Raw genomic sequence first — 14,349 nt, 5'->3', positions numbered from 1 at the left:
GCCTGCACTGGCTAATGCCAACTCTTGAAACTTGAGTGAATTATTTCCACAGAAAAGCCAGGAGATTTATTTAATAATCCTGAAGTAATTTTTTATATCATTTAATCATTCTAATTAGCGACTAATTGACTTTAATTCTTGTTTATCAGTCGTTTCAGAAATTCTTTTCCAACACCACTCTTCAGATACTTTTCTTTAATTCTTGCTTCTTGTCTGTTTTCGAATTCTTCAAGATAGATTAACTCAAATGGTCGATAACTTCGTGTAGTTTTTTCGTATCCTGAATTATGTCTTCGCATTCTATCATTAATGTCAGAGGTCATTCCAACATAAATGTAATTTCTTATTTTACTTTTTAATGCATAAACATAAATCATTGTGGGTTTGTGGAATTATTGTGAAATGAATTTGTGCCCGGAACAGGACTCGAACCTGCACTGGCTAATGCCAACTAGCTCCTGAAACTAGCGCGTCTACCAATTCCGCCATCCGGGCTTTTTTATTTTTTATCTTCCTGAACTAGCGCGCCTGCCTGTCGGCAGACAGGTCTTCCAATTCCGCCATCCGGGCTTCAGTTAAAGGTAGTTTCCAAAATGCTCTGCAAAATTAATTTAACTAACTAAATTTAACTAATGACTCCAACCACTTTCGCCACTTCTATTCTCACGCATTATTCTTCCACCACCATGAATCTCACAAGTAGCCGGAAGATTATTTGAATTAATTATATCAGTGTAAGTTTCCGGACAATTCTCAGTTGCAAGTCTTGTATCACCCAATCGCATTGTTTCTTTACAAAATGTTGCTGTTTCAACTCCATCAGCAAGTTCAAAATATCTGAGTGGTAAATTAAGTTCCTTATATGCTGCCTGCATAAACATTGCCCATATTGGTAATGCAGCTTTTGCGCCTTGTCCATACCAGTTAGTAAACTTAACTCTGTGATCATCAAATCCAACCCAAACACCCGCCACCAGATCAGGAGTATAACCAACAAACCACGCATCAGAAAATTTTTGTGTAGTGCCGGTTTTACCTGCAGCGGGATATTGGAAATATCTCCTTACACCAGCACCTGTTCCATAATTAACTACATCCTGCATCATATCAGCCATTATTGATGCTGTTTGTGGAGAAATTGCCTGCACACTTTGTGGTGAAAACTCCTGTATTAAGATTCCATTTCTGTCTTCAATTCTTAATATCGAAATCGGCTCAACATGAACGCCTCTATTTGCAAATGTTCCAAATGCTGATGTTATCTCAAGTGGACTTACCTCCATAGTTCCCAATGCGATTGCCGGAAACGGATCGAGCTTTGATTTTATGCCCATTCTTTTGGCAATACTGATAACCTGAGACGGAGGAGCAATATCACTAATCGTCATTCTGCCGGCAATTACATTAACAGAATACGATAATCCCCACCTGAGTGTCTCATATCCAGTGTACTCATTGTCTGCGTTATCAGGCGACCAACCGTTGTAATCAAATTTCTGATTGAGCAAGGTATATGCTGGGAAATATCCGTTTTCGATTGCTGTTGTATAGACGAAAGGCTTGAATGCTGATCCTGGTTGTCTTCTAATTCCGGTTACATGATTCAATCCTCTGCCAAATTCCTGATTAGTACCACCAACTAATGCTTTTATATGCCCATTCTTAGGATCCATAACTACAAAACCAACTTCAATTTTAGCGGCTTCCTTCTTTACCGAGTCAACAAATGCCTGAGAATTTTTTAGTGAATTATAAATTTTTGTTTTCTCAGTAACATTTGTAGCGTTTCTGTAAGCGGGATTATTTTTTATTGCTTTGTCTAATAAATCTGCAAGAAGACTTTTGTTACGATCCCAGTTCCAATTCTTATTAAACAATTCCTGATATTCGGTAATATGTTTAGCAGCAGAACGATTTGCAATTCTCTGCATTTTCATGTCTAAAGTTGTGTAGATATTTAATCCATCACGATACAAATCATATCCATACTTTTCCATAATTGGTGTTAATTGTAATCGAATGTACTCCATAAAATGTGGAGCATCAGTTCTAATAGCACTCGGCCGATCAGTTGCCAGTTGGATGGGCAATTGTTTTAATTTCTGATATTCACTTTCATAAAGGTAACCATTAACCACCATATTATTTAAAACAACATTTCTGCGACGAAGTGCGTTATCATAATTTTTTACCGGATCATAATACTCTGAAGATTTTAAAAGTGCTATCATTAATGCCGATTCAGGAAGTGTCAGCTCACTTGCTTTCTTATTGAAATAAATTTTTGCTGCTGATTCAATTCCGTAAGCACCTCTTCCGAAATATGAAACATTAAGATAGAGTTCGAGAATTTCATTCTTTGTGAAATTTCTTTCTATCTGTATTGCAGAAATCCATTCTCTGATTTTTCTTACTACTTTGTCGAGCGCATTTTCTCTGCCTGATTTTAAGTTGTAAAGATTCTTAGCACATTGTTGAGTAATAGTGCTTGCACCTTCGCCTTCAGTAAAGGAAAAAGTGATTATATTTTTAATCATAGCTTTGAAGAATCTTCCCAGATCAACACCCCAATGATCATAAAAATTCTTATCTTCTGTTGCGATAAGTGCTTCAATCAGATGTTTTGGTAAACTATCTATGTTTGTTTCAATTCTATTCTCAATAAAAAACTGTCCGATTAGTTCACCGTCTGATGAATATACCTTGCTTGCAAGTATAGGTTTAGGATTTTCAAGTTGTTCAAGTGAGGGTAATCCGCTGATGATATAAATCAGTAATGCAATAAATACCAGCGTTATTGAAGAATAAATAATTCTTTTTCTTTTAATATTCTGATCAGATTTTTTCTTTGTCATAAAATTTTATTTGATATCTATTATTTCGAACTTGTCTGTAAATTTTCCATAGCAAGGTTCTGTTATCCAGGAACCTAAATTTATGTAATATCCATTTTTATAATTCAAAAATTGTTTTCTGTGAAGATGTCCGAACAGAACAAAATCATAACCTTCATCAATTTTCTTTTTAGCTGCTTCAAACAATCCATCTTCCTCACCATAATCTTTTTTACTTGTATAGTCACGACTTGATTTACTGGTATGGCTTGCAAGTGTAACTCCAATATCGGGATGAATTAGTGAATAAAGGAATTGAGTAAAACGGCTTCTCAGAATTACTTTTAAGATATTATAACCTAAATCATTTTTGACTAATCCATCACCATGACCAATAAAAAATCGTTTGTTGTTTAGACGAAACTCTGAAGGATTTTGATACAGAATTAAACCAATTTCTTTTTCAAAAAATCCATTATGAAAAAAATCGTGATTACCGATAAAGTAATGTACTTTAATTCCAGCTTCTGCTAAATCCTGCAAAGCCGTAAGAGTTCTGAAAAAACCTTTTTGATAAACCCTGCGATATTCAAACCAATAGTCGAATAAATCGCCAGCAATAAACAATTCGTTACAATTATTTTTGGCGAAGTTCAGAAACTCAACAAGTTTTCGTTCTTTTGCATTTTCAATTTCCCTGGACTGCAATCCAAGGTGTACATCTGAAATAAAAAAGTAAGTCTTGTTCACACTTTATAAAAATTTTTGTTGAAAATTAGTTATATGAGCACTGAAATAAAAGATTTGAATTATTATTGATGTTCTTCTTCATTGAAAATTGCAAGTAGTTTTCCTTCGGGATCGGCAATTACTGATTTTATTTCTTTTGTAGTTCCAGTCTCAAATCTTTCATTGCTGTGTTCAACTCTGAAAGTTTTGATCTCAGATGAGTTGTCTGAATAAACAATTTTCAAATCAAGGTTAAAGTGAAAGTCTTTAAACTCATCACCTACTTGCATTAGTGAGATAGTATTGTCATTAAAACTGTAATTACATCTGATAATTCCTTTATCATTATAAACCCAATCATCAAAAAATTTATCAAGATTCTGATTGCTTAAAGTTTCACAAACATCTTTAAAGTCTTCAGTAGAAGCATTCTTATACTTATAGATTTCATAATATTTCTTCAGTGACTTAAAGAAATTCGAATCACCAATTTCATTCCTTAGCATATGAAGAACCCAGGCTCCTTTATCATAAACTGTTTCACTGAAAAGATTAACAGGATTATAAAGAGGTCCCCGGAAATACTCACTGAATTTACTTCTCATGGCCGATTGTAATGAAGCATTACCAAATTTATACTCAAGGAATAATGCTTCACTGTAAGAAGCGAAACCTTCATTCAACCAAATATCTTTCCAGGTTTTTGGACCAACGGCATTTCCCCACCAATGATGTGCAAGTTCGTGTGCGAGGATATCTCTTGCAAAGTTTTTTCCAGATACGAAATTGTATCCAATTCCCGTTATAGTTTGAGTTTCCATTGCTCCATAATTCCATAAAAATTCTGCAACTCCATATTTATCATCAGCAAAAGGATATTCGCCAAAAAGATTTTCAAAAGCTTCAAGCATTTCTTTATGTTCAGCGAAATCCTTTTTGGCTTCTTCCAGATGATTTGGTAATACATAAAACTCAAGTGGAAATTCTTTTCCTGAAATTGATTTATAGTTTTGAGTAAATGAAATATACTTTGATGAATAAACAGCAATCAGGTATGTTGAAATCGGATAGTCTGACTTCCAATGATATGTTTTTTTCTCACCATTATTTTTAACACTAACTAATTTTCCATTCGAAACGGAAACAAAACTACTGTCATTAGTTATTTCAATATCGAGGAAAGCTTTGTCCTCAGGATCATCATCACAAGGAAACCAACTTGGAGCATAATTAGGTTCATTCAAATTATAAATGAGAGGAATATTATTAATCTCTCCGAACACGAACCCATTGAATCCGGAGCGTTTTGGACTTCCATAATATTGAATTGAAAACCCGACTGTGTCTTTTTTGATTTCGGAAACATCAATCGAAAGAATATTTTTTATCTGATGAAACATTAATTCACCTGACTCTGAATAAACTTTCTTTGCAATCATATTTCCATAGAAATGTAAATCAATATTTCTTTGCTCAGGAATTAATTTGTGTGCAAGTATTTTAACTTCACCTTCGATTAACTTTTTTTCTGCGTTTAAATCTATTTTCAAATGATAGTGAAGAATATCTACATTCTTCTGAGATGTGCTAACATATCCTGCTTTAACTCCATCATTAAAAATTAACTTAAACAGAACTACATCTATCACTAAAAGGATCTTTAAAAGGTTGAGAGCAAAAAACATTTCACATACCTGAATAATTAACTTTAATATTTTTAGAATTTTTTTTTACAATTTAACCAAAACTTTAATTGCCAATCAAAAGATAATTCAATATATTTTTGATGTAAATTAAGAGGTTAATATGTTCTCCCCTGGTTCATCAATTCTCAGAGATACAATCACCGTTATTCTTGCTGGTGGTCAAGGTGAAAGACTTTATCCTTTAACCGCAGTCAGAAGTAAACCCGCAGTTCCATTTGGTGGCAAATACAGAATTATTGATTTCGCTTTATCAAATTGTCTGAACTCTGGTTTAAGGAGAATTTATGTTCTAACACAATATAAATCTGACTCTCTCAATATGCATTTGTTTGAAGCGTGGAGTATTTTTAATCCTGAGCTTGGAGAATTCATCTACTCAGTTCCACCTCAAAGAAAAATGAATAATGATTGGTATCTGGGAACTGCAAATGCAATCTATCAGAACCTTAATCTTTTCTCTGACAGAAAAGCAAAATGGGTTTTAATATTAAGCGGTGATCATATCTACAAAATGGACTATCTGAAATTTATTGATAATCACATTAAGAACGATGCTGATTTAAGTATGGCTTGTATTGAAGTTCCTAAAGACCAGGCAAGCAGATTTGGAATTGTTGGAATTGATGAAAACTATAATGTGCAATCTTTTATTGAGAAACCACCTGTTCCTCCGGAAATTCCTGATAAAAAAGGTTTCTCGTTTGTTAATATGGGAATTTATGTTTTCAAAGCTTCTGTACTTAAAGATGTATTACTTGAAATGGAATCGAAAAAAATAAAAGCACTTGATTTTGGACAGGATGTAATTCCATATATGGTTAAATCCAAATTAAAAGTAATCGCTTTTCGCTTCATTGATGAGAACAAAAAAGTTCAGCCATATTGGAGAGATATTGGAACGCTTGATAGTTACTACGCTGCTAATATGGACTTGATAAGCGTTACACCGGAATTTAATCTTTACGATTCAGAATGGCCTTTAAGAACATATCAATATCAATATCCACCTGCAAAAACAGTTTCTCACGAAGGAGAAAGAGTTGGTAGAACTTTAAATTCTCTTGTTTGCGACGGAACCATAGTTTCAGGAGGTTTGGTTGAAAGGTCAATACTTGGAGCTAATGTCAGAATAAATTCTTATTCGTACATAACAGATTCAATTCTTTTTCACAATGTTTGGGTTGGTCGTCATGCAAGAATAAGAAGAGCTATTATTGATAAGAATGTAACAATACCTGAGGGATATGAAATAGGATTTGATCCTGAGGAAGACAAGAAAAAGTTCACCGTGACTGAAACTGGTATTGTTGTAATTCCCAAAAATATGGTGCTTAAAGACTAAATTTATTTTATCACCTTCCTGCTTTATTTTCACTCAACAAAAAAAGTGAATTACTCCACTTTGTGTCATGAATTCAAAATTAGAATTACAATTAAAAAATTTACCTGCTAAACCTGGCGTATATCAGTTTCTTAATAAGAATGGTAAAATTATTTATGTAGGTAAAGCAAAGAATTTAAGAAATCGTGTAAGAAGTTATTTTCAGAATAATGTAACATCACCTAAAACATTAGCAATCGTTGAAAAGACAGAAGAAGTTCAGATTGTTGTTACCGACAGCGAAGTTGAAGCTCTCATACTTGAGAACAATCTTATCAAGCAGTTCAAACCAAGATATAATGTAAATCTTAAAGACGATAAAAGTTATCCTTTCATTAAAGTGACGAATGAACTATTCCCAAGAATTTATCCTACAAGACATCTGGTTAATGATGGTTCGAAATATTTTGGTCCTTATACAGATGTTAAAAGTATGAAAGCTTCATTAAGGATGATCAATCAGATTTTCAGAATAAGAAGTTGTAAACTTGATTTGACTGAGGAAAACATAAATGCTAAAAAATTTAAAGTCTGTCTTGATTATCATATTAAGAAATGTGACGGACCTTGCGAAGGTCTGATTAGTGCAGTCGCTTATAATGAAATGGTAAAAGAAGTAATTCAATTGCTTAAGGGCAAGACAGATGAATTAATAAAATCATTTACTGAAAAAATGAATATTGCCGTTGAAAATCTTGAGTTTGAAAAAGCAGCCGAATTAAGAGATAAAATAAATCAACTGACAAGTATTTCATCAAAACAAAAAATTGTTAGCGATGATTTTGATGACAGAGATATTTTCGCCGTTGCATTTGAAGGAAAAGATTCAAGCTGTTCTGTATTTAATATTCGTGATGGAAAATTAATTGGCAAGAAACAACTTCGTCTTTCGATAGAAGAAGGTGAAGAACTTCCACAGATTTATTCTGCTGCAATAAAATTTTATTATCAGGATTTCGCTGAGATTCCAAAAGAAATAGTATTGGAAGTTGAACCCGAAGATAAAGAAGCAATTCTCGAATGGCTTATTCATAAAGCAAATCATAGAGTAAAATTTGTTGTGCCACAAAGAGGTGATTTGAAGTCACTTGTAAAGATGTGTAAAGAAAATGCTATGCTGCAGTTGAAAGAAATTCAGATTCAGAAAATGAAAAATCTTGGAAATGTTCCCTATCCACTTGCTGCCTTACAAAGAGATTTAAGATTAAAAAACCTACCAAAGAAGATTGAGTGTTTTGACATTTCAAACATTCAGGGCTCAGACAGTGTTGCAAGTATGGTAGTTTTTGTTGACGGAAAACCAAAGAAAAGTTTATACAGAAAATTCATAATTAAAAGTGTTGACGGTCCTGATGATTTTGCAAGTATGCGTGAAGTCATTGAAAGAAGGTACTCAAAACTGCTGACCGAAAATGAAACTTTTCCCGATTTGATAATGGTTGACGGTGGAAAAGGTCAGCTTTCAAGTGCAGTTGAAGTTCTGAATAAACTTGGTGTTAAAAATTATAATATCATTGGATTAGCAAAAAGATTGGAAGAAGTTTTCTTTCCCGGCAAATCAGAACCTGAAACAATTGCAAAAACATCATCCGGATTAAAACTTTTGCAACAAATAAGAGATGAAGCACATCGGTTTGCGATAACCTTTCACAGACAAAGAAGAACCAAAAGAATCATATCAACAGAGTTAACTGAGATAAAAGGTATTGGCACACAAACTGCTAAACTGCTTATTGAAAAATTCGGAAGTCTCGAAGCAGTAAAATCATCTTCACTTGAAGAGCTTGCTTCGGTGATCGGAATAAAGAAAGCAGAATTAATAAAATCTCATTTTAACCAAAGCACGGAATGAAAGCACTTTTAATCTTATTCGTAATTACAACCATCAGTTTTGCTGATGACCCGAATAGAGTATACTCAACAAAGCAATCTTTGAGTTTTGAGGAATTGAAAAAAATCAGTTCGACAAAAATTGTCGATACTGTTTTTACCTTGTCAGATTATTTTGTTGAAATTGATTTATCAAAACAATTAGGATATCTTCACTCTCGATTTGATTCCGTTAAAACATTTAAAGTATCCAGCGGAACAAAGAAAATTAAAGATGGAGTTGAAACAAATACGGGCATTTTTGTAATTCAGCACAAAGCTGCAAAATGGTACTCAACTCAATTTGATAGTACTTTGATGTTAAATTGGATGGGATTTAATTATGGAATTGGTTTTCACGCTTTGGCAGGAAAATCTTATTATAAATATCTGGGGAACAAAACCTCATCTCACGGTTGTGTAAGAGTATCAAGAGAAGATGGCAAAGAATTATTCTCAAAACTTAATTACGGAGCTCCGGTATTGGTTCATAAAGGTGAAACTGCCATCCGGATTTCTTTTGCTGATAAAAGTTCAAATGAATATAAATACTACGATAGCGAAAACCTTCCGAAAGAAATCAAAAGAAGGATGAATCATCTTTATAAAGGAAGTTTTTTGAATTTTGTTAATGAAAAGATTCTAATTGATAATAAGAACATTACTCACGAAGGAATTTCAATCGGAGATTTTAACAAAGTTGCACCAAGACAAAGGATTTATCCGGAATACCTTTTTGTTGAAATCGCAATACCAGAAATCAAAGCTGAAATGATTCCAGTAAATTATTTTTCAATCGAAAAGCTTTTTGCATCAACTGATTAATCCAATACTTTTCTACCAAGAAATCTTAATCCGATAATCAGACAAAGAACAATTAAAACTATTGACAGAATTGGTGGGAATCCAAATGCTGTCGGAATATCTCCGAGCAACATACAGAAAATTGCAACAAAGATTGCATAAGGAAGTTGAGTATTTACATGCGCAACATGATCACAACCTGAAGCCATTGATGATAAAATTGTAGTATCAGAAATCGGTGAGCAATGATCGCCAAAAACACAACCGGCTAATACAGAGCTTATTGCTCCAACCATTATAAGATAACTATCTGCTTCAGATAAATTATTAAGTGAAGATATATGAAATGCCAAAGGAATAACGAGTGGCATCATAATAGCCATTGTTCCCCAACTCGTTCCTGTTGAAAAACTTGTGGCAGCACAAACAATAAATACAATTACAGGCAACCAATGAGGTGCAATCGAATCACTAATTACACTAATAATGTAATCGGCTGTTTTCATATCCTGTGTGATTGAACCAATTGCCCAGGCAAGTGTTAACATCACTACAGCAAGAAGCATCGATCTGATTCCCAGAAACCAGGCATCCATAATTTCACCAAGATTCATAATCTTTTGAAAACTAATCATAACACCTGCTACGACACACGCAGCTGCTGATGACCACAACAAAGCAGAATAAGAATCAGAATTAGAAATTATATCGCGTAGTGTATAATCTTTAATCCCCATCGATTCCAGGGATTTGATTCCTGTGAAAATCAATCCGGCTACAGTACCAAAGACAATAATGAGAATCGGAATTACTCCGTTATACCACTTTGCTTTGTCCTCATTTCCAAAGAGTTCGGTTGATTTAAGAATATCATTGCTTTTACTTCCGGAATGTTTTGCATCAATTCCATTCGCCAAAGCATATCGCTCTGCTTTAAGCATCGGTCCGAAATCTCTTTTCATAAGAATCGTGATTGGTATAAAAATTAACATAGCAATAGGATAGAAGCGGAAAATTATTGTATCAAGGAAAACATTATAAGCATTAACATTTGAACCAATCACTTTGAAACCATCCTGAATTAAACCAACTTCATAACCGATCCAGGAACTTATCAAAAAAATGCTGGCAACCGGTGCTGAAGTTGCATCAACGATAAAAGCAAGTTTCTCACGGGAAATTTTTAATTTATCTGTTAGTGGTCGCATTAAATTTCCAACAACAAGCGTGTTAGCATAATCATCAAAAAATATTATTATGCCTGAAAGCCAGGTAGCAAGCATTCCTGATTTTCTGTTCTTTGCCAACGGTATTAAAAGATTTGCAATTCCTGTTGTTCCTCCTGATTTAGACATCAAACCGATAACTCCACCAAACATCAAAGTAAACACAATTATCTGAATGTGAGATTTATCTATCAAAGAATTTATAACATACACATCAACAAGTCGCATAAAAGCAATTAAAGGATTATAATCATAAAGAAAAAATGTTCCGGCAAATATTCCAAGCAGAAGTGAAAATAAAACCTGACGGAAGATGAGGGCAACAAAAATTGCAATCAAAGGTGGAATGATACTCAGGAATCCGGGAATGACATTAATTGTTGAATCATTTCTTTTTCCATTTAATTCAATAAAATACTTTCCACTATCAGGCAATTTAATTTTACCAGAAAACTGTTTTTCTTGACGGTTTAAATGATGCTCTGAAATTAATTTGCCTTCGGATGAGATAATTTTAATTGGAATTGAAGAATTGGTATCAGGATAATCACTAATCTTTATTTCAAATTCGATGTTGGTAAGAACGATTTGAGGAACCTGGATTTTCTGACTGTAAGACATTACAGAGAATATCAGGAAGAAAAGATTAAGCAGAAAAAATTTTTTCAATATACTCGTTGAGATTATAGTTGATAAATTTCGGTTGAAAAATAAATCTGAAGATAAAAAAATCAAATTAGTTTTATATTTTTGTCAGCAAGATGAAAAAGTTCATATTAACATCAGTCATTTCCATTGCTTTCATATTTTATTCCTGTCAATTTGGTAAAGAGGAAAAACATTTTCCTTTAGTTGATGGGAAAAAATTATACCTTCTGTTAACATCAGCTTTGGACAGCACGGACATTTCAAAAAATCCAATCGCCGGATTATTCGATAAAGCAAAAGATAAATCTTTTACTTACAATAAAATTGAAATTGACAGTGCTCTGATCGACAATAAAAAAGTTTACTCAATCCTTCTTGAACATCCGATTCCTGCTTATAATCTTCTTGCAGTTATAGATGACTCTTTAAATCTTTTATTAAAAGATGTTTCCCTAAACGGGTATTTAACAGCAAAGTGGAAATCATACAACAACAGAACAGTTATTGAGGTAAAAGAAGAATTCAAATCTTATGATGTATTTAATCTTCAGAGATATTCACTTTACTATCCAAACGAAAATAAATTCAATCTGGTTTTCCGTACTTTTACTTTTTTCAGTTCGCCCAAAGATTCAATATTTCAGAATATCGTTGAACTAACCGATAGTTTGATTCGAACAAAAATTCCCAAACCAAAATTCACATCAATATCCGATTCAATTGACACTTTTGTTTTTGATATTTCCGGATTCAGATATGTAAGCAATAAAAATTTATTTGATTCTATTATTCTGAAAGAAATAAATAATACTCAGGCGGAGCTTTCATCAAATCATATATTAAATAAAAAATCTATTAACGATCTTCTTGAATACTCCGCAGATAACAATACTTTTGTTGCTGACGAAAATGATTTCAAATTTCAGATTCCAAAAGAATGGTCAAAAATTTATAATGTTTCTTTAAGTCAGGATTTAAACAGAAATATCAAAGGAATTTATTTTGTAAATCAGAAACTCGGTTCAACAATCGGAATAATTAAAATTCCTTTGACTGATTCCGCAGAAATCTATGTGAATGAAAAACTAAGTGTGGCTAAAGAAATTGGGAATTATAAAATCCGTCAATCTGAACTCAAACAGGATTTGAAGCGTTTCTATCAAACATTTGAACATAGTTGTGGAAATAAAAAGTATTTATTGCTGATTGAAGGTTCAAAAGCAGTTTATAAAGAAAATGAAAAACTTTTTAATGACATTCTTTCATCATTCATAATTAAATGCTAATGTATAAACTTTTAATATTCATACATAAATCGAATGAAAACAATTTTTTGAATTTTTTCAGAAATAGTTTTTTGCCTTTGTTAACAGAAATAAATGGAACTGAAGTTAAGTTGGCAGAAGTTGAAAGTAATTTATTGTTAGATCAGAAATACAGTCATTTTTGTGAGCTAACTGCCAAAGACAAAAATGAAATGGATAATAAATTAAATTCATCTGCCGGAAGAAGCTTAAGTAAGTTGTTGATGGAATCACATCGCAATATCACTGTAATTACTGTAAACTATCAAAGTGAAGAATGAATTTATACTTAATCCGCCACAGCATTTCAGAAAAATTAATTCCACCAAAGAAAGATTTTGAAAGAGAACTTACTTCGGATGGAATTGAATTGATTAAAAAGGCGTCTGAAGGTTGGAAGAAAATTATTTCGACATTTGATATGATTTTATATTCACCTTATGTGAGAGCCGAGCAAACTGCAAATGTAATTGCGGAAGTTTTCAGTGTAAAAGAAAAACTGATAAGAGAAAATAATATTGCGGCGGGTTGTAGCACCGGCAGTCTGATTGATGTTCTGTCTGTTTACCAAGGAAATAATATTGCTGTTGTTGGTCATCAACCTGATTTATCAAATCATATTTCAAACCTTTGCAGCAATAACCACCTTAATCTAAGTTTTCCACCAGCTGCAATTGCTAAAATTAGTTTTGATGGAATGCTGAATTTCGGAAGAGGAAGATTAGAGTTTTTGATTCCTGCAGAAGCATATTAAAAAGGGCACCAAGCTACACAAGTCAGATACTTACCGCTGCTTCCTTCCGGACCTGACGGAGTTGGGTATTGACCTGTTAGCCGGCACCCGTTTCAAAATTTCGCATGCAAAGTTACGGAATTTATTTCGATTTTTTATTTATGAGTTGCTCACGAAGTGTATTTCTTTCCCAAAATACGCCGTCAGCATATCCCTGAATTGATTTATCGATTTCAGCAAGAGCTAATCTCTTGAGTGAAAGAAGAGCATATTTTTTCTCGAGTTCAATTCCACAAAACTTTCGATTCAGTTTTTTCGCAACAACCAACGAAGTTCCAACACCACAAAATGGATCAAATACAAAATCGCCTTCCCGCGAACTAGCGAGTATTATCTTGGCTAAAAGCTTTTCAGGTTTCTGAGTTGGATGCTCAGTATTTTCAGGCATTGACCAGAATGGAATAGTTAAATCTGTCCAGATGTTTGAAGGATGAGTTAAACGATAATTACCTTCTGTTTCTGCTTTCCAATCTTTCGGATTTTTATTTTCATCCCGATAAGGTGCAAGGACACGGCGTTTAAGTTTAACTGCATCAGCATTGAAGTAGTAATTATCTGATAAGGTGCAGAACCAGATGTCTTCGTGACAGTTCTTCCAATTTTTGACTGAACCTCTGCCCTTTTCTCTTTCCCAGGTAATTCTGTTTCTTACTTTAAGATATTTATTGAGCACATTAAAAACTGCGATCGAAGTTTGCCAGTCAGAGCAAAAGTAAACAGATGCATCAGGTTTTAGTAAGGGAATTATTTTTCGGAACCAGCTTTCTAACCACGCTTCATAATCCGTTAATGATTTTTTTCTGAAGTTTACGCTTGAAAATTTCTTATTCATATTGTAAGGTGGATCGATGAATAATAAATCCACAAATTTTTCCGGCAAGTAATCAATCGCTTCGAACAAGTCCTGATTTAAGATTCTATTTTCGATTTCACAAAGTTTACTTTTAGAATTTATCCTTAATAATAATGGAGAAAGATTCCTGGTATCTTCAGAGGTTAATTTTAATGTCCGATTATATGGTGCATTCTTTTTTTGATTAGAATTCATTTAACAA

12 protein-coding genes, 1 tRNA gene and 1 other RNA gene are annotated in these 14,349 nt (G+C 33.2%); 6 read left to right on the top strand and 8 right to left on the bottom strand.

Going from position 1 to position 14,349, the window contains the following annotated elements; all coding sequences use genetic code 11:
- Positions 1-131: 131 nt before the first annotated feature.
- From Q0X14_RS00495 to Q0X14_RS00475, 5 genes are all read right to left on the bottom strand, one after another.
- Positions 132-377: a GIY-YIG nuclease family protein gene (locus Q0X14_RS00495; RefSeq protein WP_297840954.1), complete on the bottom strand. Its 246-nt coding sequence runs from the start codon at positions 375-377 to the stop codon at positions 132-134.
- Between the two features lie 34 nt (positions 378-411).
- Positions 412-495: transfer RNA gene (locus tag Q0X14_RS00490), tRNA-Leu, on the bottom strand.
- Positions 496-629: 134 nt separating this feature from the next.
- Entirely contained in the window at positions 630-2,855 is a 2,226-nt protein-coding gene (locus Q0X14_RS00485; RefSeq protein ID WP_297840949.1) for a PBP1A family penicillin-binding protein, read from the bottom strand.
- Between the two features lie 6 nt (positions 2,856-2,861).
- A complete protein-coding gene (locus Q0X14_RS00480; protein WP_297840946.1) occupies positions 2,862-3,584 on the bottom strand; it encodes a UDP-2,3-diacylglucosamine diphosphatase in 723 nt (240 codons plus the stop codon).
- A gap of 62 nt (positions 3,585-3,646) precedes the next feature.
- A complete protein-coding gene (locus Q0X14_RS00475; protein ID WP_297840944.1) occupies positions 3,647-5,248 on the bottom strand; it encodes a M1 family metallopeptidase in 1,602 nt (533 codons plus the stop codon).
- 121 nt (positions 5,249-5,369) lie between these two features.
- Between Q0X14_RS00475 and glgC the strand changes: the two genes are divergently transcribed.
- The 3 genes from glgC to Q0X14_RS00460 all read left to right on the top strand — a co-directional run bounded on the left by glgC (position 5,370) and on the right by Q0X14_RS00460 (position 9,344).
- Positions 5,370-6,611 (top strand): glucose-1-phosphate adenylyltransferase, encoded by a 1,242-nt coding sequence (glgC, locus tag Q0X14_RS00470; protein WP_297840942.1) that lies wholly within the window; start codon positions 5,370-5,372, stop codon positions 6,609-6,611.
- A gap of 67 nt (positions 6,612-6,678) precedes the next feature.
- Positions 6,679-8,502: an excinuclease ABC subunit UvrC gene (gene uvrC / locus Q0X14_RS00465; RefSeq protein WP_297840939.1), complete on the top strand. Its 1,824-nt coding sequence runs from the start codon at positions 6,679-6,681 to the stop codon at positions 8,500-8,502.
- On the top strand, positions 8,499-9,344 hold the full coding sequence (locus Q0X14_RS00460) for a L,D-transpeptidase (RefSeq protein ID WP_297840936.1): 846 nt from the start codon (positions 8,499-8,501) through the stop codon (positions 9,342-9,344). Before uvrC ends, Q0X14_RS00460 begins: the two co-directional genes overlap by 4 nt.
- Here Q0X14_RS00460 and Q0X14_RS00455 read toward each other — a convergent pair.
- Complete coding sequence (locus Q0X14_RS00455) at positions 9,341-11,218, bottom strand: Na+/H+ antiporter NhaC family protein (protein ID WP_297840934.1); 1,878 nt, start codon at positions 11,216-11,218, stop codon at positions 9,341-9,343. The genes Q0X14_RS00460 and Q0X14_RS00455 overlap by 4 nt on opposite strands.
- A gap of 92 nt (positions 11,219-11,310) precedes the next feature.
- Between Q0X14_RS00455 and Q0X14_RS00450 the strand changes: the two genes are divergently transcribed.
- From Q0X14_RS00450 to sixA, 3 genes are read left to right on the top strand one after another with little or no spacing between them, the layout of a single operon-like run.
- Positions 11,311-12,483: a hypothetical protein gene (locus tag Q0X14_RS00450; RefSeq protein ID WP_297840932.1), complete on the top strand. Its 1,173-nt coding sequence runs from the start codon at positions 11,311-11,313 to the stop codon at positions 12,481-12,483.
- Positions 12,483-12,782, top strand: coding sequence for a hypothetical protein (locus Q0X14_RS00445; protein ID WP_297840929.1), 300 nt, complete (start codon positions 12,483-12,485; stop codon positions 12,780-12,782). Before Q0X14_RS00450 ends, Q0X14_RS00445 begins: the two co-directional genes overlap by 1 nt.
- On the top strand, positions 12,779-13,255 hold the full coding sequence (gene sixA / locus Q0X14_RS00440) for a phosphohistidine phosphatase SixA (RefSeq protein ID WP_297840926.1): 477 nt from the start codon (positions 12,779-12,781) through the stop codon (positions 13,253-13,255). The genes Q0X14_RS00445 and sixA overlap by 4 nt, the downstream gene beginning before the upstream one ends.
- Here the strand turns inward: sixA and ffs are convergent.
- Positions 13,253-13,347, bottom strand: an RNA gene (gene ffs / locus Q0X14_RS00435) — signal recognition particle sRNA small type. The genes sixA and ffs overlap by 3 nt on opposite strands.
- Before the next feature lie 29 nt (positions 13,348-13,376).
- Complete coding sequence (locus Q0X14_RS00430; RefSeq protein ID WP_297840923.1) at positions 13,377-14,342, bottom strand: site-specific DNA-methyltransferase; 966 nt, start codon at positions 14,340-14,342, stop codon at positions 13,377-13,379.
- Positions 14,343-14,349 lie beyond the last annotated feature (7 nt).

Origin of the sequence: Ignavibacterium sp. (genome assembly GCF_025998815.1) — a bacterium.
Lineage (GTDB): Bacteria > Bacteroidota > Ignavibacteria > Ignavibacteriales > Ignavibacteriaceae > Ignavibacterium.
This window is presented reverse-complemented; position numbering and strand designations above follow the sequence as displayed.